This is a genomic window from Microbacterium sp. Beta (assembly GCF_005502545.1).
Lineage (GTDB): Bacteria > Actinomycetota > Actinomycetes > Actinomycetales > Microbacteriaceae > Microbacterium > Microbacterium oxydans.
On sequence record NZ_SCOG01000001.1, the window covers coordinates 415,248 to 439,475 of the forward strand.

The window sequence follows — 24,228 nt, forward strand, 5'->3', positions numbered from 1 at the left end:
CATCCCTGCGGTTCTCGCTCCGGGAGCGATGGACGACTCAGCTGGCGCGGCGCTTGAGCTTGCGACGCTCGCGCTCGGAGAGGCCGCCCCAGATGCCGAATCGCTCGTCGTTGTTGAGAGCGTATTCGAGGCATTCGCCACGGACGTCGCACGAAGTGCAGATCCGCTTGGCGTCTCTGGTCGAGCCGCCCTTCTCAGGGAAGAACGCCTCGGGGTCCGTCTGGGAGCAGAGCGCGTCGCTCTGCCAGGCGAGGGCATTGTCGTCCTCTGCAGCGTCCGCGCGTCGCACCCCGGGAACACCGAGGTTGATCGGATCGACGAACCAGTTCTCCGGTACGTCTGAACGGTATCCCGTCATCTCGATCTCCAACCCTGTCTCCGCCCCCCGGCGGGCCGTGCGCATGACTAATTACACCCGTGTCATTCGCTCCGGTCAAGTCGCGGATCGTAAACCCTCAAGGAACTCTTTAAGGTTCTTGACCTGTCACCGGCGTGTCGGATCGCGTCCGATGAGCCCGTGTCAGCGTCCGGGTCCGGCGACGAACGCCTCGCCAGCGCCCGAGAGGGTGATCCCCTCCTCGGTGGAGTCCGCGAAGGCGACGGTCCCGACCGCGAGTGTGAGCGCCTCGCCCTCTGAGGAGGTCACCGTCACCTCACCGGCCGTCGCGAGGACCATCGTGGGCCCGGAGAGCCCGATCGTGAGCGGGGTGCCGTCGACGATGACCCGTTCGAGGGCGAAGTCGGGCACCGGAACGGGATACGGCGTGACGGGACCCTCATCCCGCGCCCGCAGCACCGGCACTTCTCCGGGGGCGGTGTCGAGGATCGCGAGAAGCTCGGGGACGTCGATGCGCTTGGGAGTGAGTCCGCCGCGGAGCACGTTGTCGCTGGCCGCCATGATCTCCACGCCGAGACCGGAGAGGTAGGCATGAAGGAGACCGGCACGGAGGAAGATCCCCTCGCCCCGCTCGAGGACGACGTGGTTCATGAGCAACGCCACCACGACGCCGGGGTCGCCAGGGTACGTCTGCGCCACGCTCGCTATCGCCTGCAGAGTCGTGCTCCACTCCCCTGCGTCTTCGCGGGTGGAGGCAGCGACGACCGCGGCGATGATGTCGTCGACCTCAGCGCGTGCACCGCCACCGAGCAGCCAGGCGATCACGTCGCGCAGGACGTCGCCTTCCGCGCTCAGGCGCGTCCGGAGCTCCTGGACGCCGTGGCTGTCCTCGAGAGCGCCGAGCAACGCGAGCGTCCGGGGAACGGGACGCAGTCCGCTCAGGGACTCGAAGCGCTCGCTGAGTGCGACGAGGAGTTCCGGCTTGTGGTTGGCGTCGCGATAGTTGCGCCGAGGGTCGTCCGCGGCGAGATCGCTCTCCCGCTCCCATCCTGCCTTGGCCTGATCGATCGTCGGGTGCACCTGGATCGAGAGCGGGCTCCCCGCGGCGAGCAGCTTGAGCAAGTACGGGAGCGTGCCCCCGGTGATCTGGTCGAGCGTGCCGCCGCCCGCGACGTCGGCGGGGTCGCCGGGATGGTCCCCGAACCACACCTCGGCCTCCGGCGCACCGGTGGGCGTACGCCCCTCGAGTCCGGCGAGAAGCGAGTCCGATCCCCAGGCGTAGTCACGGGGCGTGTTCGAGAGGCGCAGCAGCATGTACCCCAGCGTAGAGCGGTGCTGCGGCGTTCAGCGACGCCCGGAGCACGGCGCGGTAGCCTGAACGCGATGGCCCAGTACACGAAGCATCCGGTGTCTGCCCCGCCCACCGCGCCGGAGCGCGAGTCGACGGGGCATCTGCTGCTGCGCGGGTATGCGATCCTCGTGCTCTTCGTGACCTTCGCCCACTCCGCGGTCTACAACCTGCTCGGGCGGGACGGGGCCGCCGTGACGCTCGCCGTCTTCACGCTCACGACTCTCGGCATCGGCATTCCGATGCTCGCCCGCAATCGCCCCCAGCCTTTCCGCTGGCGGCGCCTGCCCTGGACAGCCCTCGGCTACACCGCCTTCGCGCTCGTCTCCGTTGCGTGGTCGCAGTGGCGCGGTCCCACAGTCGTCACCTGGATCCTTCTCGCCGCCGTCACGGTTAACGCGCTCTTCCTGGCCCACGTGCTCACCTGGCACGAGATCGTCCGGGCCCTCTCGTCGGCATTCAAATGGATCCTCGGCCTCTCGCTGGCGATCGAGCTCTGGGTCTCGCTGGTGCTGCACGGGCCGCTGCTGCCCAACTTCCTCACCCTCCCGGACGGCAAGATCGATCCGCAGTGGTACTGGGTCCGCGACAACCTGTTCGACGGCGGCAGGATCCAGGGCATCGTCGGGAACGCGAATCTGCTCGCGATCATCTCGCTCTTCGCGATCATCACCTTCGGAGTGCTGTTGGCAGCCAAGGCGCGCTGGCGCACCACGCTGGCCCTGTGGATGCTTCTCGCCGCGTACTTCCTGTTCCGGACCGCATCGGCGACGGCCCTGGTGTGCGCGGCGGCGGTCGCCGTCGTGCTCGCTGTCGCGCTGCTGATGCGGCGGGCCCGCACTCCGGGAGCGCGCACCCGCATCTACGTGGTCTCGATCGGCGGCGCGGCGGCCGCCGCGCTGGGGATCTGGCTGCTGCGCGAGCCACTGCTGGGGCTTCTCGGTCGCAGCAGCGACCTCACCGGACGATCCGAGAAGATCTGGACCAAGGTGCTGGAGCGGGCGGCCGAGCACCCGATCGTCGGCAACGGGTTCTCGAGCCCGTGGATCCCCGATGATCCCGCCTTCGACCGGTGGATCACCGATCACGGGATCACCGTGTTCCACGCGCACAACATGTGGCTCGACGTCCTGCTCCAGCTCGGTGTGGTGGGAGTGGTGCTGATGGCGGTCGCCTACGGCACGCTGCTGTGGCGCTCCTGGTTCTTCGCGGTCGATCGTCCCCGCTGGGACCTCGATGACGCACGTCCGTTCTCGCCGTTGACCCTGCTGCCCAGTCTGTTCACGGTGGTCCTGCTCGTGCAGGGCTTGACCGAGTCGACGCCCATCATGCTGTGGGGCTGGATGCTGCTCGTGCTGCTGTCGTTCAAGCTCAAGTCGGTGCCCCTGGTCGGCGTCGGCGAGCGCGACCTGCTGTTCGAACGCGGCACTCGGCAGCGGCGGGTGCCGTGACGCCGGCACGCCCGATCGTGCGGCTGCTCGGCTCCGTGGAGCTGGCACGCGCCTTCACGCTCGCAGCGCTGGCTGCCGTGTTCGGTTCCCATGCCATCCAGCAGATGACGTCGGCGACAACGCTGGCGACGATCATCGCCGCGCTCTGCCTGCTGGGCGCGGCCATCCTCTGGATACGTCGCGACGAGCTGTCGCTGCTGCGCATCGCGCCGTCGTCATTGCTCGCCTTCCTCGCCTGGGCGCTGGTGAGCGTCTTCTGGACCACAGACAAGTCCGACACGATCTTCGGATGGATGTCGCTCTTCGGCTTCGCGTTCCTCGCCATCACGATCGGCCACGTCCGCGACACGCTCCAGACGGTGCGCGCGATCGGCGACACGCTCCGGGTGCTCCTGGCCGCGTCCCTCGCAGTGGAGATCCTGTCCGGCGTGCTGCTCGATCTGCCTTTCACCTTCCTCGGGATCCAGGGGAACCTCGCCGTCGGCGGCCCGATCCAGGGCCTCTTCGGCAGCCGCAACATGCTCGGATTCATCGCGGTTATCGCGCTGATCACCTTCGTGATCGAGTGGCGCACGCAGTCCGTGAAAGCCCCGCTCGCCGTGGCGTCGATCGCTCTCGCGAGCTTCCTGGCGGTGCTGTCCTCCTCCCCGACGGTCCTCGTGCTCGCCGGTGCCGTCGGCGTCGTCACGATCGCCCTCACGATCGTCCGCCACACCCCGGCCGACCGGCGCACGATCGTGCAGTGGACGCTCGGCGTCGTCGTCACCCTCGCCCTTGCGGCGGCGTTCGCGCTGCGCCATCAGATCATCGCCGTGCTCGATGCGGGCTCCGACTTCTCGATCCGCGGCTCGCTCTGGAACACGATCCTCGATTTCGTGGCCGTGAAACCGGTCCAGGGATGGGGATGGTTCGGCGACTGGGCACGGGGCGAGTACCCGTTCACCTACATCAACTTCCAACTCGACGACCGCCATCAGAGCGCGCTGAACGCCTTCTTCGACGTGCTGCTCCAGCTCGGTGCCGCGGGGCTGGTGCTCTTCCTCCTGCTGGGCGGCGTCGCTCTCATCCGCTCCTGGCTCGTAGCGAGCACGCGCCGCTCCGTCGTGTACGCCTGGACGCCGATCATGTTGGTGACGCTGGCGGTCGACTCCATGTTCGAGAGCTTCACCCTCCTCGGTGCGGGATGGTTCATGCTCGTGCTGTGCGCCCTGCGTGCAGGGCAGTCGCGTTCCTGGCGCGAGAACATCGATGCGGCACACACGGGAGCCATACCGACGCTCCGCCCTCAGGAGTAGCCGAAGGGCGCCGTCAGCGGATGGAGGGCAGCTTCTCCGCCCAGGTGATCGCGTCGCGGACCCCGTCGTCCACCGAGCGCTCGGCACGCCAGTCCAGCACCTCAGCCGCACGATCGACGATCGCGAACGCGCCGGCCTGATCGCCGGGACGCCGCGCGGTCTCGACGACGGCGAGAGCCTCGCCCGTGACCCGCTCGAAGGCCGCCACCAGCTCGCGGACGGTCACGCCCTCCCCGGTACCGATGTTGATCACCCGATAGGGGTCATCGCCCGTCGCGACCTCGTCGAATCGCTCGACGGCCGCCACGTGCGCGAGCGCGAGGTCCCAGACGTGGATGTAGTCCCGCAGCCCGGATCCGTCCCTGGTCGGCCAGTCGGTTCCGGTGATCGAGAAGGCCTCGGCGGCGGCATGGGACTGCATGATCTTCCCGAGAGCATGCGAAGGCAGAGGGTTCTGCAACCCGGTGCGCATCTGCGGATCGGCGCCGATGGGGTTGAAGTAGCGGAGAGCGATCGCACGGAAGTCGCCGTTGGAGGCCGCATCCTCGAGGATCTGCTCGACCATCGCCTTCGTCGTGGCATAGGGACTCGAGGGAGCCAGCGGAGCGTCTTCATCGACCCCCGCACCGCTCTCCCCCTCGTAGACGGCAGCGGAAGAGCTGAACACGATGCGGGGGATCCCCGCGTCACGCAGATGCTGGAGCAGCACGATCGTCTTTCCCACGTTGGTCTCGTAGTAGCCGAGGGGATCCGTGACCGACTCGGGCACGACGATACGTGCAGCGCAGTGGATGACCGCATCGATGTCGGGGTGATCGGCGAGCAGACGTTCCAGGACCACCTGGTCGGCGATGTCGCCCTCGTAGAACGCGCGACCCTCGCAGAAGGCTCGGAGCCCCTTGGAGAGGTCGTCGAGGATGACCACGTCGATGCCCGCCTCGATGCACGCGGTGGCGACCGTGGATCCGATGTATCCGGCGCCGCCGGTGATCAGTACCTTCATCGCAGCCAGTCTAACCGTCGCCCCTTCGCCACCGAGGTGAGCCTCTCCGCTGATCCGAAGGGAGCGGACGGTAGGCTACTCTCTGCTCGTCGAGTCCGGCCGCTGTCCCCACGACAACCGCCTGTGACACCAACATCGGAGAAACCAACCCGTGGCATACGTCCTGCAGAACGTCGTCTTCCCCGGTGGCGACGACCCCGATGTGTTCCCGCTCTACGTGGACGCCGAGCATCGACCTGACACCGAGGACGAACGCGCGGCGCGTGCTGCTGTCACACCGATCGAGGGCATCCGCGACCGCTCCGGTGCGCGGGTCCCGGCGAAGAGCACGTGGTCTTTCAGCACCTATTTCAACGCCTTCCCCGCCGCATACTGGCGCCACTGGACGGGCGTGCGGGACGTGCGTCTCACCGTGCGCTCCACGGGATCGGGCACCGTGCTGCTGCATCGTTCGGATGCGCAGGGCGAGTCCCGCCGGATCGAGGCGCGCTCCGTCGTGGGAGACGCCACGACGACCTTCGATCTCGATCTCGGCCCCCACGAAGACGGCGGCTGGATCTGGTTCGATGTCGTCGCGGATGAGGAGCCCGTCGTCCTGGACGGTGCGCGTTGGGAGACGGAGCAGGAGCCGATCCGAACCGGCAAGGCCTCACTCGGGATCACGACGTTCGACAAGCCTGACTACTGCGTCGAGACCCTGCGGACGTTGGCATCGTCCCCCGATGTGCTGTCGCTCGTCGACCGTATCTTCCTCATCGACCAGGGCACGCGGCTGGTCGCCGAGCAGGATGGATACGAAGCCGTCGCCGAGCTCCTCGGCGACACGCTTCACGTGATCCGACAGGACAACCTCGGCGGGTCCGGTGGATTCGCTCGGGCCATGCAGGAATCGCTCCTGCGTCCGGAGAGCGAGTTCGTGCAACTGCTCGACGACGATGTCCGACTCGAGCCGGAGGCCCTCCGCCGCTCGATCGTGTTCGCCCGCTACACGAGCGAGCCCACCATCGTCGGTGGCCACATGTTCGACCTGATGGCACGCTGCACACTGCACGGTTGGGCCGAGGTCGTCGACGAGGCGGCCTTCGCCTGGGGCGACGCCAACCCGGAGCGGATGCCCCACGACTTCGCGAAAGCGAGCCTGCGGGACTCCCCCTTCCTGCACGCGCGCATGGAAGCCGACTACAACGGGTGGTGGATGTGTCTCATCCCGCTCGAGGTGATCCGCGGAGTCGGACTCGCGCTGCCGGCGTTCATCAAATGGGACGATGCCGAGTTCTGCCTGCGCGCCCGCGAAGCGGGCTTCCGCACCCTCTCGCTTCCCGGTGTGGCGCTGTGGCACGTGTCGTGGGTGAACAAGGACGACATGATCGACTGGCAGGCGTACTTCCATGCCCGAAATCGGATCGTCGCCGCGCTCCTGCACTCGAACGCGCCCCGCAGTGGACGGCTCCTGGTGCACAGCCGCCGCGTCGACCTCAAACACCTCATGATGATGCAGTACTACCCCGTGGCTCTCCGGGCGAAAGCACTTCGGGACGTCCTGGCCGGGCCGCGTCATCTGCGAGAGAGCCTCGCGACAGCGATGCCCGCAGCCCGGGCGATCGCGTCCGACTTCCCGGAGACGGTCGTGCACCACGACACGTCGAACCTCGGGCGCCCGCGGACGGGACGACGCCGGTACCTGCAGGAACCGATGAGTCCTGAGGGGATGAAGCTGCGGTGGCTGACCCTCTCCACGCTCGTCTCGAACTGGTTCCACCGTCCTGCTCCGGAGAACGTCGCGGCGCCCCAGACGGAGTTCCGGAAGAAGGACGCCGTCTGGTGGCGGCTGGGAAGCGTCGACAGTGCGCTCGTGGAGACGGCGGACTCCACCGGCAAGCTCCTGTACATCCGTGACAGGCGCACGCACCGCCGGATGCTCCGCGACTCCCTCCGGCTGCACGCCGAGCTGCGCCGCCGTTGGCCCGAACTGCAGAAGCACTACCGTGACGCGCTCCCCGAGCTCGTCTCCTCCACGTCCTGGCAGCAGATCTTCAAGGAGAAGGCATGACCGCGGCACCCGCTGCATTCGACCCGACCACGGCGACGATCGTCATCGTCACCTACAACCGCTCGCACCTTCTCACCGGACTGCTCACGAGCATCACCGCGATGGAGCCGAAGCCGGGTCGCATCGTGATCATCGACAACGCGTCGGAGGACGACACCACCGACGTGGTCGACTCGTTCCGTGACGACATCGGTACCGAGATCGTGTACCGCCGTCTCGACACCAACACGGGCGGATCAGGCGGCTTCAGCGAGGGGATGCGCACCGCATACGACCTCGGCGCCGAATGGATCTGGATGATGGACGACGACGTCGAGGTCCTTCCGGACGGCCTGGCCAGGATGGGCTTCTGGACTCCGCGTTTCAAGAGCATCCAGGGGCGCCGGTACGACTACGACGGCAGCGAGTTCTACTGGCAGTACCGCATCGCCGAGCGCATGGGCATCCCGATCCCGTTCGCACCGTCCGGTTTCGACACTTCCGGCTACAAGGAGATGAACAGCGGCTGCTTCGAGGGCATGTTCATCCACCGTTCCGTCGTCGCCCAGATCGGGCTGCCCGACCCACGTTTCTTCATCTACTGGGACGACCAGATGTACGGCTGGCTCGCGTCTCGCAAGACGACCGCGGTGATCGTGGACGAGTTCGTGCTGCGACGCACACGGGAGATCAAGCAGTGGGACATGGGCATCCGGCACATGAACGCGTCGAGCAACGCCTACCGCTTCTACATCATGCGCAATCGCGCCTACATCAAGAACTACTACCGCGTGCACGGCGTCTACAACCCGGTGCTGTTCGGTCTGGGGACGGCGATGACCTTCGCGAAGGAGCTCATCCGACTGGTGTTCGTGGAGCGGACGGTGCGTGGCACCAGCAACCTGTTCCGAGGCCTGAGAGAAGGCGGCAGACTCGCCCGTGATCGGTCCTGGCAGCCGATGGCTCCCCTGGAAGGATGAGGCCATGACAGAGCAACCACAGCCGGAACTGCGTTGGGCGCCTCAGGAGCCGAAGCCGAACACCGCAGGCCGGACCTGGCTCATCGTCGGACTCATCGTCGCGGCTCTGATCATCGTCGGGGTCCTGCTGTTCTTCCTCCTCCCCCGCGGCGGATCCCCCGAGCCGGGCTCATCCGCCTCCGCCTCGCCGACGCAGAGCACGTCACCGTCACCGTCGCCCTCGTCCGAGCCCGAACCCTCGATGACTCCGATCACCACTCCGCCGGCACCCGTGGACCCCACCGTCGAGGCATTCCGTGGACAGGTCGAGGGCTACCTCGACGACGCGGTCACCGGACTCGACATCGTCGCAGGATCCGACGGGCAAGCGGCGGGCGGCGTGGTCGACTTCCTCCAGGCGGACGCGCAGCGACTGTCCGAGATGGCTCCCCCGTCGTCGATCCAGGATGCGTGGAGTTCCACGCTTCGCGACTATGCGGACGACCTCGTGAAGCTCAGGAGCGCAGTGGATTCCGGCCAGGACCTCACGGGACCGCTCGCTGACGCACGGACGTCGGTCGAAACCGTTCGCCAGACGGTGGGACTCTGACCTGATGTGACCGAGGCTTCCCCCGGCTGGATCAGGCTTCGTCTTCTTCCAGCCGGCGGAGGCGCTCCTCATAGTGCGAGGCGAGCTCGAGGCGCATCCTGGCGCGCTCGTGTTCCTGCTTCGCCATTGCCAGGGCGCTGTCCGCGTCGATCTCATCGATCTGCAGCTGGGACCGGAGCCACTCGAAACGCTGCTCGAGTGCGGCGAGCTGCGGCGCGATGCGATCGAACTCGGACCGCAGGTACGAGAAGTCCGCCTGGGTACCGCCGAGACGGGCGTCGTAGTCTCGCTGCGCATGCTCGATGCTCTCCCGCGCCTCCGCGAGGCGCGGCCCCATGCGGGCGTCTACTCTGGCATCCACTCGGGCCGCGACGGCAGCGTCGAAGCGCCGCCGGAATCGGTTCAGCATTCAGTCCTCAATCATTCGGGTGATTGGCGATATTCGGGTGTTCGGCTCAGCGTTGATAGGAGATTCGACCGGTGTCGATCCAGCGACGGACCAGGACGGACTCGAGGTCGATGCGGTGCTCGGCACCGACCGCCGACGGGTCGCCGTAGGCGTGCTGCCAGGCGGTCTGCTCGGGCGCGTCGACGAATGAGAAGCCCGCCGCGTCGATCTCGGCGTCCGGAAAGAGCCTCGTCGCGATCCACAGCATCATCGTGCCGGTCGTCGCCCACTGCCCGCCGGCGCGGGGGTCGGCGCCGATCGCTTCGCCGAGCGGCAGCACCACTTCGCGGTTGGGCATCGTGACGATTCCGAGATCGGCGGGCCAGAACTCCGGAACCTTCGGGTTCTCCCAGAGAAGACGGCCCGGCTCGACCATGAGGTACAGACGTTCCGTGTAGTCCGCGAAGAACCAGGGCGTGGGTCGCACCCCTCGATTGAAGACGACGATGTCCGCCCTGCGTCCGACGGCAGCGGGTCCGTCGACATCGTCCAGACGGAATCCGTTGACCCGGAAGACCAGGTCGGCGGAATCGATCCGCTCGGCACGCACGGCCGACGGCTCCAGCGGCTGGTTGCCCACCACGGCGACGCGACGGATACGACCTGATGATCCGAAAGAGGCCGCGAGAGGACGGAGGCGATCGTAGAAGGCGACCTCGCCAGCCGTCGCTTGCTCGTCACCGACGAGCTCCGTTACGCGCCCCATAGACCACAGCCTAGGGCAATATGCCGGCTGGACCGGAACTGCACCCGGAGGTGGAGGATCGCATCGCCGGTACGACGCGTGCCGGGATCACGCATGACCGGTGCCGTCTAGAGTTGTCGGCGTGACTTCTGCACAGATCATCGATCTCTCCTCGGCGAAGATCGGCACCGGCTCCCCCGTGTTCACGATCGCCGAGATGTCGGGCAACCACAACGGAGATCTCGAACGAGCGCTCGCGATCGTGGATGCCGTGGCATCGACCGGGGCGAACGCCCTCAAGATCCAGACCTACACCGCCGACACGCTCACGATCGACTCCGACCGCCCCGAGTTCCGCGTGAAGGGCGACCACGATCTCTGGGGTGGACGCAATCTGTACTCGTTGTACCAGGAGGCGCACACGCCCTGGGAGTGGCACGCGCCCATCTTCGAGCGCGCCGCCGCACACGGCCTGATCCCCTTCTCCACGCCGTTCGATCCGACTTCCGTCGAGTTCCTCGAGGGTCTCGGCGTCGAGCTCTACAAGACGGCGTCCGCGGAGATCGTCGACCTTCCGCTCCTCCGCGAGGTCGCTCGCACGGGCAAGCCCATGATCGTATCGACGGGGATGGCCACGCTCTCCGAGATCGACGCCGCGGTCACGGCCATCCGCGACTCCGGCAACACTCAGCTGGTGCTGCTCGCCTGCACCGCGGCCTACCCGGCCATCCCTGAAGAGGCGCGACTGGGCAACATCCGGACGCTGCGCGACGCCTTCGACGTGCCCGTCGGCCTCTCCGACCACACCCTCGGCATCGGGGTCGCCGTGGCGGCGGCGGCTCTCGGGGCCGTGGTGATCGAGAAGCATGTCACCCTCGACCGGGGCGACGGAGGCGTGGACGCCGACTTCTCCCTGAGCCCAGCCGAGTTCGCCTCGCTGGTCAGCGCGTCGGAGCAGGCACGGATCGCCGCAGGAAGCGGAACCGCCTTCGGTCCCACCCCGCAGGAGCAGACCGTCCTCGCACTCCGCCGGTCCCTGTACGTGACGGCGGATGTCCGCGCCGGCGACGTCGTCAGCGCGGCGAACGTCCGCTCGATCCGCCCCGCCCGCGGTCTGGCACCGGAGGCCTACGGACTGGTCGAAGGGCGTCGATTCACCCGCGATGCGGACCGAGGCACCCCTTTGTCCTGGGATCTGCTCTAGTCAGCCAGCCGGCGAGAGACGCCACTTCGCGAACGTGGCGAAGCCGCCGGCGTCGGCGGGAAGGTGCGGCAGGTATCCAGCCCGCTGGAACAGCTTCGAAGAGGCCGTGTTCGTGGTGTGGACGGTCGCGAGGAGGCGACTCGGCGCGTCCACGATCAGTGCCTGTTCCGAGGCGGCGAGCACGGCGCCGGCGAGGCCACGTCCGCGCTGTTCCGGGGCCACCGTGATCGACGCCTCCCAGTCCGTCGGGGAACGCCGGTCCCACCGCGTCGAGGCCACCGGTCGTCCTTCCGACTCGATGACCAGGAGCCGGCGGTCCGGGTCGGAGAGGGTGCGGTCGAGCCACGAGACGTGCGAATCCCATTCGAGAGCTTCGCTCGACCGGGAGTGCGCTCGAGTGGCTTCGTCGTTGCGCCAGTCGTAGAGCACCCTGACGTCGTCCCGCGTCGCCGGGCGCACGCTGATCGGAGACGAGGGACGGGGCTCGTCGGGCCCTGCATCGACGAGTTGCTCCCAGGATGCGACGATCCGCCATGTCCCGAGCCCGTCGACCGTGTCCCGAAGCGCGGCTGACTGCGCCGCCAGCGCGTCGCCGTCATGCAGAAGAGCACCCAGCTCGGCGACCCGTGCCTCCAGATCGGCATGGGGCGGAACACCGAGCCCCACCGCGAGCCCCCGCCTCACGACGTTCGCGTAGCCAGGACGCTGATTGTCGACAGCGCACAGGACGGCCATCGGAACGCCCATGCACGCGAAGTCCCACACGGACGTCCCGGCCGCTGTCACCGCGAGATCATGCTCGCGCGCCAGGGCAGGCAGATCATCGACGAATCCGCGCACCTGCACGTCATGGACGGACGCGGCGGCAGCCTTCCGCACCTCCAGGCGGTCGCGCGGATCGATCACCGTGACACGAAGCGGCGCGGGCACACCGTCGAGCGCTTGCACGACATGAGCCGTGAGCCCCCGGGGGTCGGAGCCGCCCATGACGACGAGCACACGGGGCACTGCGCCTGGCCGGTGTGATGCGGCGCGCTGACGGAGCACCTGCTCGCGTACCACCGCGACATCGAGACCGGCCAGAGGGTGGCGGGTGAGGTCAGGACGCGCGAACGTCTCCTCGGCCCCGAGGTTCGCGTCGATCGAGAGATCGGCTTCCCGGACGCCGTAAGGGCCGTCCTGCATGTTGCTCACCAGAGTCCCGGAACCGCGAACATCGGGCACGTCGGTGTATGCGTCGATGTGCAGGACGTCCACCTCTCCGGCCACTGCGAGGATCGTTTCGGGAAGCTCGGCCGCTCCGACGGATCGGATGGCGAGATCGGGCTCGATGCGGTGCGCGGCGGCCGATCCGGCCTCGTCGATGTCACCGATGAGCAACACCGACCATCCGCGTCCCCTGGCGACGGCGGCGATCGCGAGCGTGCGCATGAGGTGCCCCATGCCGTACTCGACCCCGGCATTGCAATGGAGGAGGGCTCGTCGTCGACTCATCGTTCGCCCTTCATCACCGTCCGCAGGCACGCCCGTACCCACCCGATAGGATAGGCCGGGCGTGATTCAACCCGGGAATCCGCACCATTCCACGACGCTGAGGGAGACAGAGTGTCGGTTCTCGAGGGCTCGAGCATCCTCATCACAGGCGGCACAGGATCGTTCGGCAAGGCGTTCATCCGCCACGCGCTGACGCACCTCGATCCACGGCGCCTCGTGGTCTTCTCCCGCGACGAGCTGAAGCAGTACGAGGTACGGCAGCAGTTCGGCGACGACCCCCGGCTGCGCTGGTTCATCGGCGACATCCGCGACGAGCGGCGCCTCGCCCGCGCCCTGCACGGAGTCGACTACGTGGTGCACGCAGCCGCGCTCAAGCAGGTGGACACCGCGGAGTACAACCCGTTCGAGTTCGTCAAGACCAACGTGCTGGGCAGCCAGAACGTGATCGAGGCGTCGATCGATGCGGGCGTGAAGCGGGTCGTCGCCCTCTCGACGGACAAGGCCTCCAGCCCCATCAACCTCTACGGCGCCACCAAGCTCACAGCCGACAAGCTCTTCATCACCGGGAACCACTACGCGGCCGCCTACGACACGCGCTTCGCCGTGGTGCGGTACGGGAACGTCATGGGCTCGCGCGGCTCGGTCATCCCGTTCTTCGAGAGGCTCGGAGCCGAAGGCAAGCCGCTGCCGATCACCGACCTGCGCTGCACACGATTCTTCATCACGCTGCCGCAGGCCGTCGAGATGGTCGTCGACACCTTCGAGCTCATGCAGGGCGGTGAGCTGCTGGTCCCCCGCATCCCGTCGATGAAGGTGACCGACCTCGCGCACGCCGTCGTGCCCGGTGCAGACCTCGTCGACGTGGGCCTGCGCCCCGGCGAGAAGCTGCACGAGGAGATGATCAGCCCCGAGGAAGGCCGTCGTGCCGTGGTGGTCGCCGACGGCAAGTACTTCATCATCCAGCCCGACCTCGCATCGTGGGGCTATCGCGTCCCGAAGGATGCCGTTCCGGTGCCCGAAGGCTTCGCCTACCGATCCGACAGCAACGACCGGTGGTACTCGCAGGCCGAGATCGCGGCCATCATCGAAGCGGGTATCTGAGGATGCTGCCGTACGGGAGACAGTCCATCTCCGAAGATGACATCCAGGCCGTCGTCGACGTCCTCCGCGGCGACTGGCTCACCACCGGACCCCTCGTCTCCGCCTTCGAGTCGAAGATCAGCGAGCTCACCGGCGGCCATCGCGCGGTGACGGCCACCTCGGGCACGGCGGCGCTGCACATGGCGTACGCGGCAGCAGGGATCTCCGAGGGCGACGTCGTCATCTCCACGCCCATGACCTTCATCGCGACGACGTCGACCGCGTCCATGCGCGGTGCACGGATCGTCTTCGCCGATGTGGAGGAGGACACCGCCCTCATCGACCCGGCCGCGGTGGATGCCCTCATCGACGACCGCACCCGGATCATCGCCGCCGTCGACTACGCCGGTCACCCCGCCGACTACGACCGGCTCACGGCGACGGCGGCGCGCTACGGAGCCCTCGTCCTCGACGATGCCGCGCACTCCATCGGCAGCACCTACAACGGCCGGCCGGTGGGCGATCTCGCCGACATCACGACGCTGTCGTTCTTCCCGACGAAGAACCTCACCACCGGCGAGGGCGGAGCGCTCGTCGCCAAGGATCCCGAGCTGGCACAGCGTGCCCACGAGTTCCACAACATCGGTCTCGTGCGGGATGCCTCGCGCTTCCAGGTGCCCGGCGAGGGTGCCTGGCATCAGGAGGTGCACGAGTTCGGCGTGAACTACCGACTCACCGACATCGCCTGCGCGCTCGGCCTGTCCCAGCTCTCCAGACTCGACGCGTTCAAACGTCGGCGCGCGGAGATCACGCGGCGCTACGACGACGCACTGGCCGATCTCGACGGCGTGCGCCGCCCGGTCCAGCGCGAGAACGTCGACGCGATGCGTCACCTCTACCCCGTGCGCATCCTCGACGGGCGACGTCGTGAGGTCTTCGATCGGATGCGGGAACTCGGCGTCGGTGTCCAGGTCAACTACATGCCCGTCTACTGGCATCCGGTGTACGCCAACGCGGGCTACCGGCGAGGGATGTGCCCGAACGCGGAGGCCTTCTACCGCGAGGAGCTGTCGCTTCCGATCCACCCTGAGCTGACCGATTCGCAGGTCGACCAGGTCGTCGACGCCCTCGCGGAGGCGCTGCGGTGACACGAGTCGGGATCATCACGCAGGCGCGGATGACCAGCACCCGGCTCCCCGGCAAGGTCCTGCTCGCCGCGGGCGGACGCACCCTGCTCGACCATCACATCGACAGGCTGCAGAAGCTCGACCTGCCACTGGTCGTCGCCACGACGACGAATGCGAGCGACGATCCGATCGCGGCGCTCGCGGTGTCCCGAGGAGCGCGCCTCTTCCGTGGCAGCGAGACCGACGTGCTGGGACGGTTCGCAGGCGCCGCGCGCGATGCCGGGCTCGACGTGGTCGTGCGCGTCACGTCGGACTGCCCCCTCATCGACCCCGCGCTCGTCAGGCGGGGCATCGAGCGGTTCGCCGAACTCGCGGACCCCACCGCACACGTGTCCAACGTGCTCGAGCGGACCTATCCCCGTGGCTTCGATTTCGAGGTGTTCTCCGCCGTTGCGCTTCTCGAAGCGGACGCACGGGCATCCCTTCCCGCCGATCGCGAGCACGTCACCCCGTTCCTCTACAGCGGCCGGGGAGCCGATACGAGCCTGCACGCCATCACCGGCACGCGCGACGCGTCGCGCTTCCGCGTCACCGTCGACACCCCGGAGGACCTCGCGGTCATCCGCGCCCTCGTCGAGACCTACAGCGCGGCTGACCTCAGCGCCGACGAGATCATCGAGGTCCTCGAAGCCCACCCCGAGCTGGTGGCCCTGAACGCGGACGTGGAGCAGAAGAAGCTCGGGGAGTGACTTCCCGAGCCGACGTGCGTCAGCGCGCGTTGTAGTCCTCGTTGTAACGGTCGAGGACCTCGGCGATCGGCGCGTCGAGGACCAGAGCGCCCTTGTCGAGGTAGAGGCCACGCGTGCAGAAACGGCGCAGGTCGCGTTCGTTGTGGCTGACGAAGAAGAGCGTGCGCCCATCGGCGAGCAGCTCGTCGATGCGTCGATAGCACTTCTCGCGGAACGCCTTGTCCCCCACCGCGAGCACCTCGTCGACGAGGAGGATCGGCTCGTCGAGCTGCGACACGACCGCGAAGGCCAGCCGCACCTTCATGCCGTTCGACAGGTGCTTGTAGGGAGTGTCCTCGAAGCCGGCGAGCTCTGCGAACTCGATGATGCCGTCGTAGCGCCGCGACACCTCCTCGCGGGACATCCCGTGCAGACCAGCGGTGAGTCGGACGTTCTCCCGCACCGTGAGGTCGCCGACGAATCCACCGGTGATCTCGATGAGCGGTGCGACTCCGCCGTTGACGGTCACCGTGCCTTCGTCCGGAAGGAGCACCTTCGCCACGAGCCGGAGCAGTGTCGATTTCCCCTGACCGTTCCGGCCCACCACGCCGATCGATTCTCCGGATCGGACCGAGAAGGACACGTCCCGAAGCGCCCAGAACTCTCCGGGTCGGGAGCGGCGGGAGGCGCCGCCGAACAGATCCTTGAAACTGCGGGACCCGCGTCGGTTGCGACGGAAACGCACTCCGAGGCTGCTGACTTCGATCGCGGTCGCCATCACAGCTCCTTCAGCACGGGTCGCTCGAGCTTGCGGAAGGCCCAGATCCCCAGCGCGAGGATCAGCAGGCTCATCGCGATGCTGATCGTCAGCGTGAACGTGTTCCACTGGTCGGGGAAGAACGGCATCCGGTAGAGCATGAAGATGCCGGCCAGCGGGTTGAAGGCTCCGAGGGTCTGGAAGATCCCCGGCAGATCGGTCACGTTGTAGATGATCGGCGTCGCGTAGAACATCGCCCGCAGGATCAGCGCCGTCGTGCGCTCCAGGTCGACGAAGAGCACGCACAGGGGCGCCACCAGCAGGCCGAGCCCGATGAGGAGGATGGTCTGCAGCACGACGGCCAGGGGAAGCCAGAGGACGCCCCACCCGATCTGCACCGTCCGGTCCGGATCGGCTTCGACCAGAAGGTTCACGACGATGAACAGCACGAGGACCGGCAGCGAGAAGAGGAACTCGATGCCCTTGCTCAGCACGATCCGGTTCACCCAGATCGATCGAGGGATGGCCGTCGAACGCACCAACCGCGAGTCCTTCTTGAAGGCCTTCGTGAAGTCGGAGACCGAGCTGTTGAACCACACCCAGGGCAGCAGCGCGCTGATGAGGAAGATGATGTACGGCTCTTCCCCGACGTCCCGCTTGAACACCTGCGTGAAGACGAACCAGTAGATCACACTCATGACGAGCGGATCGAGCACAGACCACAGGTAGCCGAGGATGCTCGTCGAATAGCGGACCTTCAGGTCTCGGGCCGAGAGCAGCCACAGCGAGTGAAGGTATCGCCGCGGCGTCCCCGGCGCCCCGACAGCAGCGTGACTCACAGTGCCGAGTCTAGGCGAGCTCGTTGTTCCACATCGACAGCGCAGAGCCGATGGCCATGTGCATGTCGAGGTACTGGTACGTGCCGAGGCGACCGCCGAAATGCACGTCGGTCTCGCCCTTGGTCAACTCGCGGTAGGCCAGCAGGCCGTCACGGTCGGTCGGCGTGTTCACCGGGTAGTACGGCTCATCGTCGCGCTCGGCGAATCGCGAGAACTCCCGCATGATGACCGTCTTGTCCTGCGCGTAGACGTCCTTGCGCTCGGGGTGGAAGTGCTTGAACTCGTGGATGCGCGTGTAGGGCACATCCATGTCCGGGTAGTTCATGACACTGGTGCCCTGAAAGTCGCCGACGCTGAGCACTTCCTGCTCGAAGTCGAGCGTGCGCCAGCTGAGCGCACCCTCGGCGTAGTCGAAGTAGCGGTCGACCGGCCCGGTGTACACGACCGGCAGCTGACCGACCGTGGCCTTCTTGTGCAGCGGCTGCGAGTCGTCGAAGTAGTCGACGCCCAGCTTGACCTCGATGTTCGGGTGATCGGCCATCCGCTCGATCCAGGCGGTGTAGCCGTCGGTGGGCAGACCCTCCCAGGTGTCGTTGAAGTAGCGGTTGTCGTAGGTGTAGCGCACGGGCAGACGGCTGATGATGTCGCCGGAGAGCTTGTGCGGATCCGTCTGCCACTGCTTGGCGGTGTAGTCGCGGAAGAACGCCTCGAACAGCGGACGCCCGACGAGGGCGATGCCCTTCTCCTCGAAGTTCGCCGCCGACTTCACGTCGAACTCCCCCGCCTGCTCCCGGACGAGAGCTCGAGCCTGGTCCGGCGTGTACGCCGCCTGGAAGAACTGGTTGATCGTGCCCAGGTTCACCGGCATCGGGAAGACCACGCCCTTGTGCGTGGTGTAGACGCGGTGGACGTAGTTGGTGAACGTCGTGAAGCGGTTGACGTACTCCCACACCGTGGCGTTCGACGTGTGGAAGAGGTGGGCTCCGTAGCGGTGCACCTCGATACCGGTCTGCGGCTCGGCCTCGCTGTAGGCGTTGCCGCCGATGTGGTGACGACGGTCGATGACCGTGACCTTGCGGCCGGCGTTCGCGGCGCGCTCTGCGATGGTGAGGCCGAAGAAGCCCGATCCGACGACGAGGAGATCCATGTTGCTGCTTTCCGATTGATTTTCCCGCCGACACGATCCTTGCGGCCGAGCGGCTTCCGCCTAGCGAGTCTATTCGTCCGCGCCTGACAGCCAACTCCAACCGTCGGGTGTCATAGAGTCTTTGCGGCGGGAAAAGAAGGTGGCGAGATCGACGAGCGCGAGCGCAGCATCGTCCCCCGCCTCACGCCGCCCCGAAGCCGTCGTTCTCTCGAAGGATCCCATGGCACACCACACCGCGACCACCGACGGCCCGGCGACGACGGAAGTCCCCTCGTCGAGCGAGCACGCGCGGGCGGGCGTACGCCCGGAGATCCAGGCTCTGCGTGCCCTCGCCGTCCTCTCGGTCCTCCTGTACCACCTCTGGCCCACCAGATTGCCGGGCGGTTTCGTCGGGGTCGACGTCTTCTTCGTCGTCTCCGGCTTCCTCATCACGGCGCACCTGCTGCGTGAGCACACCCGCACCGGCAGGATCGCCCTGACGAGATTCTGGGCGCGACGTGCCCGCCGGCTGCTCCCGGCCTCGATGCTCGTGCTGCTCGTCACCGCCGGCGCCGTCTATCTCTTCGTGCCCCCATCGCGCTGGCCCCAGTTCGGCGGAGAGATCATCGCCTCGGCGTTGTACGGCGAGAACTGGGCCCTCGCGTGGCAATCGGTCGACTACATGGCGCTTTCCAATGTGAAATCGCCGACGCAGCACTTCTGGACGCTCGGCGTCGAAGAGCAGTTCTACATCTTCTGGCCTCTGCTGCTCCTGCTGATCGCGATGCTCGGGCGATGGGCGGGCCGGCGGCGTTCCCTCGTGATGCCGCTGGGCATCGCCTTCGTCGTCGTCGTGTCGCTCGTGCACTCCGTGCTGTTCACCGCGGCAAGCCAGAGCATGGCCTACTTCTTCACGAGCACGCGTGTCTGGGAATTCGGCGCCGGTGCGCTGCTGTCGATCCTGCTGGCCAGGAAGTCGAGCTTCTCGCTCCGGCCGCTCACCGCCGCCGCCCTGTCCTGGCTCGGCTTCGGCCTCATCGTCGCGGCCATCCTGCTCTTCGGCCCCCTGACGCCGTTCCCCTCCTACACCGCCCTGCTTCCGGTGGTCGGGACATGCCTCGTCATCTTGGCCGGCGCGCCTGCCTCGCGGGTCTCGACACGTTGGGCGATGGAACGACGCTCTGTGCAGTTCGTCGGCGACGTGTCCTACGGCGTCTATCTCTGGCATTGGCCTCTCATCGTCCTTCTTCCGTTCGCGCTGGCGCGTGACCTCTCGACCGTGGACAAGATCGTGATCCTGGGCGCTTCGATCCTGCTGGGATGGCTGTCGAAGGTCGTGGTCGAGGACCCGATCCGCACGGGACGAATCTCCTCCGGCTCTCGCCCGAGGTGGGTGTTCGCAGCCGTGGCGGTCGTGATGGCGGTGGTCGTCGCTGTCGCGCTTCCCCTCGCGACGTGGCGCCCCACGCCGGTGCCAGAGCCGGCTGCATCGCCCCAGCAGTGCATCGGCGCACAGGCGATGCTCGAAGTGGGGTGCGAGGACCCGACGTCCATCCCCCTGGTCGCTGACCTCTCCTCCTTCAGCGCCGATACCCCACCGTCCGATGTGCTCGAATGCGAGGTCTCGGCCCAGGCCGAGGCGGTGAAGCGCTGCGACTTCGGCGACGAGTCATCTCCGCGCCTCGCGATCATCGGTGATTCTCACGCCACCCGCTGGGTCGAGGCGTTCCGAAGCGTCGCCGACGACGCGGGATGGTCCACCTCGACGTTCCTGATCTCGGGATGCCCGGCGTTCGTGGATGAGCTCGTCAGCACCGCCTGGGGCTATCCCGAGACCGCGGAGAACTGCCGTCGGCTCTCGGACGATGCGCTCTCCCAGATCACCGCCGATCCTCGCATCAGCGCCGTCATCCTCACGAATCGGACGCGCCTCTACGTCAGCCCTCCCGGTGAAGAGCCCGGACTGAGTGAGACCGCGGTCGCCGCGACGATCAGCCGCCTTGAGCAAGCAGGCAAGTCGGTCGCCGTGCTCAAGGATCCTCCCGAGATGAACAGCGTCCCTCCGAAGGGGGGCGGGAGCGCAGCCGACTGTCTCAGCCGCGCGACCGGCCCCGAGGACTGCACCCTTCCTCGCGCGGATGCCGCCTTCCCCGACCCGGTGACTGCGGCGGCGGAGAAGTCAGCCGCGACTGTGATCGACCTGGACGACGCCTTCTGCGATTCCGCGCGATGCTATTCCCGGATCGGCGGCCTGGTCGTCTACTCGGATGACAATCACGTGACGAGGAGCTTCGCGGCAAGCAGTCGCACCGCGCTGGCCGAGCGGCTGGCTCCGCTTCTCGACCCGGCGAACTGAATCACGGCGAACCGCTCGACGCGTGGCCTTCGGATCACCGGTCACCCAGGATCCTTCGGTAGGCTGTTCAGGATCCGACGCCCGGATCGGTGCTCTCGAAGCGCTCAGAGCACGAAGGACGCGAGAAAGTATCCATGGCACTTCCGGACAACGGTGAGCTCGATCAGGACGCCCCCGACGGCCCGCTCCTGAGGCTCTTCAAAGACCGACGCGTCGCATTCATCATCGTGGGCATCATCAACACGGGTGTCGGTTTCGGATGGTTCATCCTCTTCGAACTCACGATCGGCAAGGTGTGGGGCTACATGGCGACCCTCCTCTTCGCGCATGTGGCCAGCGTCCTGTGCGCGTTCGTGCTCCACCGCCGCTTCGTCTTCAAGGTCCGCGGACACGTCTGGCTCGATCTGGCCCGATTCGAGTCCGTCTACCTCGTCGCGCTCGGGGTCAACGCCGTCCTGCTCCCCGTCCTCGTGGAGTTCGCGAAGATCCCCCCGATTCCGGCACAGGCCCTGATCGTCTTCGTGACGACGATGGTCAGCTGGTTCGGACACTCTCGCTTCTCCTTCCGCAGAAAGGCCGATTCGTGACCGGTCCCCGTGTCTCCGTCGTCATCCCCGCGTACAACAATGCGAAGGTCATCGGTGAGACCATCGATTCCGTCCTCGCCCAGGAGGGCGTGGACCTCGAGCTCGTGATCGCCGACCACTCGTCCACCGACGGCACCAGAGCGGTGATCGAGCAGTACGAATCCGACCCTCGGGTCACGTTGCTCGACACGCCCTCAGGCGGCGGCGCCCCCCGCAACTGGAATCGCGTCACTGCCGAGGCCACCGGTGAGTTCCTGAAGCTCGTCTGCGGCGACGACGTCCTGCGCCCCGGCGTCCTCGCCCGACAGGCCGAGCTCCTCCGCTCGTCGGGAGCAGTGTTCACCGCGTGCCGTCGCGACATCGTCGACGCCGACAGCAAGGTCCTGTTCAAGGGGTGGGGGCTGCGCGGTCTCACCGCGTCCATGCCCGGTAGCTCCGCTGTGCGTCGCGCCGTCCGCGCAGGGTCCAACCAGTTCGGCGAGCCGGCGTCGGTCATGATGCGTACCGCCGCGTTGCAGGAAGCCGGCGGCTGGTACGACCGGTTCCCGTATCTCATCGACCAGGCGTCGTATTCTCGCGTGCTGATGACCGGCGACTTCGTTCCCGATGTCGAGACCGGTGCGACCTTCCGGATGAGCACGACGCAGTGGAGCGTCGCGCTCGTGAAGGATCAGGCGACCCAGGCACATCAGTTCCATCGGTGGCTGCACGAGGAGTACCCCGATGCGGTGAAGGCTGCGGATGTGACCATGGGGAACGTCCGTGCAAGTCTCATGGCACGCGCAAGAAGACTCAGCTACAGGGTCTTGGAACGGAGGATGCGATGAGCGCGATCGACGCTGCGGAATCGCCGTACGTGCACCGGATCTCGATCGTGATCCCCGTCTACCAGGGCGAGCGCACGCTCGAGGCGATCATGGACGAGATCGCGCCGCTGACCGCCCCGTTCCTCACGCCTGATGGGAACCACGCCGTCGTGCACGAGGTGGTGCTGACCTTCGACCACGGGCCTGATGATTCAGCTCGTGTCATCCGTCGACTCGCGGCCGAGCGCTCGTACGTGAAAGCGGTGTGGCTGAGCCGCAACTTCGGACAGCATGCTGCCACGCTCGCCGGTATCGCATCGTCGGGTGGCGACTGGGTGGTCACCCTCGACGAGGACGGCCAGCACGACCCATCGGCCATCGGCTCGCTCCTCGACACCGCGATGTCGAAGCAAGCGGACGTGGTGTACGCCGAGCCGACGAACGCACCGCCCCACGGCTATGTGCGCAACACCGCATCACGTGCCTCCAAGCGGATCCTGGAGACCGTGTTCGGCGGCGGGCGCGCCTCGAACTTCAACAGCTTCCGCCTGATCCTCGGCGAGGTCGGACGCTCGGTGGCTGCGTATTCCGGCACCGGTGTCTACCTGGATGTGGCCCTCTCCTGGGTGGCCGCGAACATCGTGACCTCACCGGTCGAGTTGCGTGAGGAGGGCGACCGGCGATCCGGGTACTCGTACCGCCGGCTGATGGCGCACTTCTGGCGCATGATCCTCACCTCGGGAACCCGCGGTCTTCGGCTCGTCACAGCGCTCGGCGCCCTGTTCGCCGTCGGCGGCATCGTCTTCGCGATCTGGTTGACGATCATGCGGTTCGCCGGCGGCGACGTGCCGGAGGGATGGACTTCGCAGATGGTGCTGACAGCACTGGGCACCGGCGCGATCCTGGTCTCACTCGGCATCATCGCCGAGTACGTCGGCGTCGCCGTCAACATGGCGCTCGGGAAGCCGGCCTACCTCATCGTGCGCGACCCCAAGGCAGGGCCGCTCGGGCGCCAACGTGGCGACCGCTGACTGGGTGATCGGTCGAGGCCTTCTCGGCTCGGCGATCGCGTCACAGCTCGGGAGCACCCCGTTCGCGGCCTCGGTGAACTGGGCTGACCGCACGGCGTCGGAGAACGACCTTCGTGCAGGGCTCGAGAGCTTCATCGCCGGTGCAGACGGCGAGTGGAGCATCTACTGGTGCGCCGGCCGCGGCGTGACGTCGACGCCCCGCGAGCGCATGCTCGCCGAGGGCGCCGTCTTCAGTGCGTTCCTCGACGCCGTCGCCGAGCTTCCTGAAGATGTTCGGGCGCGAGGGCGGGTCTTCCTCGCTTCGAGCGTCGGAGGTGCGTACGCGGGAAGCTCCGCTCCCCCCTTCACGGAGGACACCCCCACGGTTCCGATGTCCGCGTACGGCGAGACGAAGCTGGCCATGGAGCAAGCGCTCCGCGATCAGGCGACGGCGCACGGCTTCCGCGGGTTCATCGCTCGCATCACGAACCTCTACGGCCCCGGTCAGGACCTCGGTAAAGGCCAGGGACTCATCTCGGTGATCGTCGAGAGCTACGTCACCGGACGCCCTGTCTCGATCTACGTCCCCCTCGACACGCTGCGCGACTACATCTACGTCGACGATTGCGCACGCGTCGTGCTCGCCGCGATGTCTCGCATGGCAGCCGAGCCGGCGGGCAGCGTCGTCACCAAGATCGTCGGGGCGATGGATGCCCTCTCCATCGGAGCGCTCATGGGTGAGATGTCGCGACTGCGGCGAAAGCCCGTGCCGATCGTGACGGGACAGGGAGATGCCACCGGCCAGGCCGGCGACCTCCGTGTGCGATCGATCGTCTGGCCGGAGTTGGACGCCTTCGTCTCCACCACCGTGCCCGAGGGCCTCGGCAACATCTATCGGGCGCAGCTCAGCCAGCACATCCTGCCGTCCTGAGCGGTCGCTCGGCCGGAG

At 67.2% G+C, this 24,228-nt stretch carries 23 protein-coding genes; 14 read left to right on the plus strand and 9 right to left on the minus strand.

Annotated elements, in window-relative coordinates; all coding sequences use genetic code 11:
• Positions 1-37 precede the first annotated feature (37 nt).
• Together FFS56_RS02025 and manA are read right to left on the minus strand one after the other, a co-directional pair.
• Positions 38-358, minus strand: coding sequence for a WhiB family transcriptional regulator (locus FFS56_RS02025; protein ID WP_082108760.1), 321 nt, complete (start codon positions 356-358; stop codon positions 38-40).
• A gap of 162 nt (positions 359-520) precedes the next feature.
• Positions 521-1,651 carry a mannose-6-phosphate isomerase, class I gene (gene manA, locus FFS56_RS02030; RefSeq protein WP_127012352.1) on the minus strand — a complete coding sequence of 377 codons (1,131 nt, stop codon included), beginning with the start codon at positions 1,649-1,651 and terminating at the stop codon, positions 521-523.
• 69 nt (positions 1,652-1,720) lie between these two features.
• Between manA and FFS56_RS02035 the strand changes: the two genes are divergently transcribed.
• Positions 1,721-3,136: an O-antigen ligase family protein gene (locus tag FFS56_RS02035; RefSeq protein WP_127012353.1), complete on the plus strand. Its 1,416-nt coding sequence runs from the start codon at positions 1,721-1,723 to the stop codon at positions 3,134-3,136.
• The gene (locus FFS56_RS02040) at positions 3,133-4,431 is read left to right on the plus strand and encodes an O-antigen ligase family protein (protein ID WP_137771882.1); all 1,299 of its coding nucleotides are present in this window, start codon (positions 3,133-3,135) and stop codon (positions 4,429-4,431) included. The genes FFS56_RS02035 and FFS56_RS02040 overlap by 4 nt, the downstream gene beginning before the upstream one ends.
• Positions 4,432-4,444: 13 nt before the next feature.
• On the opposite strand, the gene galE is transcribed toward FFS56_RS02040, so the two are convergent.
• The gene (gene galE, locus FFS56_RS02045; RefSeq protein WP_046749506.1) at positions 4,445-5,434 is read right to left on the minus strand and encodes a UDP-glucose 4-epimerase GalE; all 990 of its coding nucleotides are present in this window, start codon (positions 5,432-5,434) and stop codon (positions 4,445-4,447) included.
• 151 nt (positions 5,435-5,585) lie between these two features.
• On the opposite strand from galE, the gene FFS56_RS02050 reads away from it, so the two are divergent.
• Genes FFS56_RS02050 through FFS56_RS02060 form a run of 3 tightly spaced genes read left to right on the plus strand, consistent with a single transcriptional unit; the run spans position 5,586 to position 9,032 of the window.
• Positions 5,586-7,484, plus strand: a complete 1,899-nt coding sequence (locus tag FFS56_RS02050; RefSeq protein ID WP_127012354.1) for a glycosyltransferase — start codon at positions 5,586-5,588, stop codon at positions 7,482-7,484.
• Entirely contained in the window at positions 7,481-8,443 is a 963-nt protein-coding gene (locus tag FFS56_RS02055) for a glycosyltransferase family 2 protein (RefSeq protein ID WP_127012355.1), read from the plus strand. The genes FFS56_RS02050 and FFS56_RS02055 overlap by 4 nt, the downstream gene beginning before the upstream one ends.
• Before the next feature lie 4 nt (positions 8,444-8,447).
• Positions 8,448-9,032, plus strand: a complete 585-nt coding sequence (locus FFS56_RS02060) for a hypothetical protein (protein WP_127012356.1) — start codon at positions 8,448-8,450, stop codon at positions 9,030-9,032.
• A gap of 31 nt (positions 9,033-9,063) precedes the next feature.
• Here FFS56_RS02060 and FFS56_RS02065 read toward each other — a convergent pair whose 3' ends face one another.
• Both FFS56_RS02065 and FFS56_RS02070 read right to left on the minus strand, forming a co-directional pair.
• Entirely contained in the window at positions 9,064-9,441 is a 378-nt protein-coding gene (locus FFS56_RS02065) for a hypothetical protein (protein WP_127012357.1), read from the minus strand.
• 46 nt (positions 9,442-9,487) lie between these two features.
• Positions 9,488-10,186: a hypothetical protein gene (locus FFS56_RS02070; RefSeq protein WP_197077720.1), complete on the minus strand. Its 699-nt coding sequence runs from the start codon at positions 10,184-10,186 to the stop codon at positions 9,488-9,490.
• A 121-nt stretch (positions 10,187-10,307) separates the two neighbouring features.
• On the opposite strand from FFS56_RS02070, the gene pseI reads away from it, so the two are divergent.
• A complete protein-coding gene (pseI, locus tag FFS56_RS02075; RefSeq protein WP_249352923.1) occupies positions 10,308-11,369 on the plus strand; it encodes a pseudaminic acid synthase in 1,062 nt (353 codons plus the stop codon).
• On the opposite strand, the gene FFS56_RS02080 is transcribed toward pseI, so the two are convergent.
• Complete coding sequence (locus FFS56_RS02080) at positions 11,370-12,863, minus strand: bifunctional UDP-2,4-diacetamido-2,4,6-trideoxy-beta-L-altropyranose hydrolase/GNAT family N-acetyltransferase (RefSeq protein WP_127012358.1); 1,494 nt, start codon at positions 12,861-12,863, stop codon at positions 11,370-11,372.
• A gap of 111 nt (positions 12,864-12,974) precedes the next feature.
• Here FFS56_RS02080 and pseB point away from each other — a divergent pair, with 111 nt between their 5' ends.
• The 3 genes from pseB to FFS56_RS02095 are packed head-to-tail and all read left to right on the plus strand — an operon-like array spanning position 12,975 to position 15,819.
• Complete coding sequence (gene pseB / locus FFS56_RS02085) at positions 12,975-13,964, plus strand: UDP-N-acetylglucosamine 4,6-dehydratase (inverting) (protein WP_046749512.1); 990 nt, start codon at positions 12,975-12,977, stop codon at positions 13,962-13,964.
• Positions 13,965-13,966: 2 nt separating this feature from the next.
• Positions 13,967-15,091 carry a UDP-4-amino-4,6-dideoxy-N-acetyl-beta-L-altrosamine transaminase gene (pseC, locus tag FFS56_RS02090; RefSeq protein ID WP_046749513.1) on the plus strand — a complete coding sequence of 375 codons (1,125 nt, stop codon included), beginning with the start codon at positions 13,967-13,969 and terminating at the stop codon, positions 15,089-15,091.
• On the plus strand, positions 15,088-15,819 hold the full coding sequence (locus FFS56_RS02095; RefSeq protein WP_127012359.1) for a glycosyltransferase family protein: 732 nt from the start codon (positions 15,088-15,090) through the stop codon (positions 15,817-15,819). Before pseC ends, FFS56_RS02095 begins: the two co-directional genes overlap by 4 nt.
• 19 nt (positions 15,820-15,838) lie before the next feature.
• Here the strand turns inward: FFS56_RS02095 and FFS56_RS02100 are convergent, their stop codons facing one another.
• From FFS56_RS02100 to glf, 3 genes are read right to left on the minus strand one after another with little or no spacing between them, the layout of a single operon-like run.
• Positions 15,839-16,576 carry an ABC transporter ATP-binding protein gene (locus FFS56_RS02100; RefSeq protein WP_046749514.1) on the minus strand — a complete coding sequence of 246 codons (738 nt, stop codon included), beginning with the start codon at positions 16,574-16,576 and terminating at the stop codon, positions 15,839-15,841.
• Positions 16,576-17,394 (minus strand): ABC transporter permease, encoded by an 819-nt coding sequence (locus FFS56_RS02105; protein ID WP_127012360.1) that lies wholly within the window; start codon positions 17,392-17,394, stop codon positions 16,576-16,578. The genes FFS56_RS02100 and FFS56_RS02105 overlap by 1 nt, the downstream gene beginning before the upstream one ends.
• A gap of 10 nt (positions 17,395-17,404) precedes the next feature.
• The gene (gene glf, locus FFS56_RS02110; protein ID WP_046749516.1) at positions 17,405-18,541 is read right to left on the minus strand and encodes a UDP-galactopyranose mutase; all 1,137 of its coding nucleotides are present in this window, start codon (positions 18,539-18,541) and stop codon (positions 17,405-17,407) included.
• 220 nt (positions 18,542-18,761) lie between these two features.
• On the opposite strand from glf, the gene FFS56_RS02115 reads away from it, so the two are divergent.
• The 5 genes from FFS56_RS02115 (at position 18,762) to FFS56_RS02135 (ending at position 24,210) form a co-directional block, all read left to right on the plus strand.
• On the plus strand, positions 18,762-20,876 hold the full coding sequence (locus tag FFS56_RS02115; protein ID WP_127012361.1) for an acyltransferase family protein: 2,115 nt from the start codon (positions 18,762-18,764) through the stop codon (positions 20,874-20,876).
• Between the two features lie 134 nt (positions 20,877-21,010).
• Positions 21,011-21,463 carry a GtrA family protein gene (locus FFS56_RS02120; RefSeq protein WP_046749519.1) on the plus strand — a complete coding sequence of 151 codons (453 nt, stop codon included), beginning with the start codon at positions 21,011-21,013 and terminating at the stop codon, positions 21,461-21,463.
• Entirely contained in the window at positions 21,460-22,290 is an 831-nt protein-coding gene (locus FFS56_RS02125; protein WP_046749520.1) for a glycosyltransferase family 2 protein, read from the plus strand. Before FFS56_RS02120 ends, FFS56_RS02125 begins: the two co-directional genes overlap by 4 nt.
• Positions 22,287-23,300, plus strand: a complete 1,014-nt coding sequence (locus FFS56_RS02130) for a glycosyltransferase (RefSeq protein ID WP_171010963.1) — start codon at positions 22,287-22,289, stop codon at positions 23,298-23,300. The genes FFS56_RS02125 and FFS56_RS02130 overlap by 4 nt, the downstream gene beginning before the upstream one ends.
• Positions 23,287-24,210: an NAD-dependent epimerase/dehydratase family protein gene (locus FFS56_RS02135; RefSeq protein WP_052748824.1), complete on the plus strand. Its 924-nt coding sequence runs from the start codon at positions 23,287-23,289 to the stop codon at positions 24,208-24,210. Before FFS56_RS02130 ends, FFS56_RS02135 begins: the two co-directional genes overlap by 14 nt.
• Positions 24,211-24,228 lie beyond the last annotated feature (18 nt).

What these genes read in the sequence shown, in the direction of transcription:
- FFS56_RS02025 (WP_082108760.1), bottom strand. Translation starts at nt 358, where the DNA reads ATGACGGGATACCGTTCAGACGTACCGGAGAACTGGTTCGTCGATCCG.
- manA (WP_127012352.1), bottom strand. Translation starts at nt 1,651, where the DNA reads ATGCTGCTGCGCCTCTCGAACACGCCCCGTGACTACGCCTGGGGATCG.
- FFS56_RS02035 (WP_127012353.1), top strand. Translation starts at nt 1,721, where the DNA reads ATGGCCCAGTACACGAAGCATCCGGTGTCTGCCCCGCCCACCGCGCCG.
- galE (WP_046749506.1), bottom strand. Translation starts at nt 5,434, where the DNA reads ATGAAGGTACTGATCACCGGCGGCGCCGGATACATCGGATCCACGGTC.
- FFS56_RS02055 (WP_127012355.1), top strand. Translation starts at nt 7,481, where the DNA reads ATGACCGCGGCACCCGCTGCATTCGACCCGACCACGGCGACGATCGTC.
- FFS56_RS02060 (WP_127012356.1), top strand. Translation starts at nt 8,448, where the DNA reads ATGACAGAGCAACCACAGCCGGAACTGCGTTGGGCGCCTCAGGAGCCG.
- FFS56_RS02065 (WP_127012357.1), bottom strand. Translation starts at nt 9,441, where the DNA reads ATGCTGAACCGATTCCGGCGGCGCTTCGACGCTGCCGTCGCGGCCCGA.
- FFS56_RS02070 (WP_197077720.1), bottom strand. Translation starts at nt 10,186, where the DNA reads ATGGGGCGCGTAACGGAGCTCGTCGGTGACGAGCAAGCGACGGCTGGC.
- FFS56_RS02080 (WP_127012358.1), bottom strand. Translation starts at nt 12,863, where the DNA reads ATGAGTCGACGACGAGCCCTCCTCCATTGCAATGCCGGGGTCGAGTAC.
- pseC (WP_046749513.1), top strand. Translation starts at nt 13,967, where the DNA reads ATGCTGCCGTACGGGAGACAGTCCATCTCCGAAGATGACATCCAGGCC.
- FFS56_RS02100 (WP_046749514.1), bottom strand. Translation starts at nt 16,576, where the DNA reads ATGGCGACCGCGATCGAAGTCAGCAGCCTCGGAGTGCGTTTCCGTCGC.
- glf (WP_046749516.1), bottom strand. Translation starts at nt 18,541, where the DNA reads ATGGATCTCCTCGTCGTCGGATCGGGCTTCTTCGGCCTCACCATCGCA.
- FFS56_RS02115 (WP_127012361.1), top strand. Translation starts at nt 18,762, where the DNA reads ATGGCACACCACACCGCGACCACCGACGGCCCGGCGACGACGGAAGTC.
- FFS56_RS02120 (WP_046749519.1), top strand. Translation starts at nt 21,011, where the DNA reads ATGGCACTTCCGGACAACGGTGAGCTCGATCAGGACGCCCCCGACGGC.
- FFS56_RS02130 (WP_171010963.1), top strand. Translation starts at nt 22,287, where the DNA reads ATGAGCGCGATCGACGCTGCGGAATCGCCGTACGTGCACCGGATCTCG.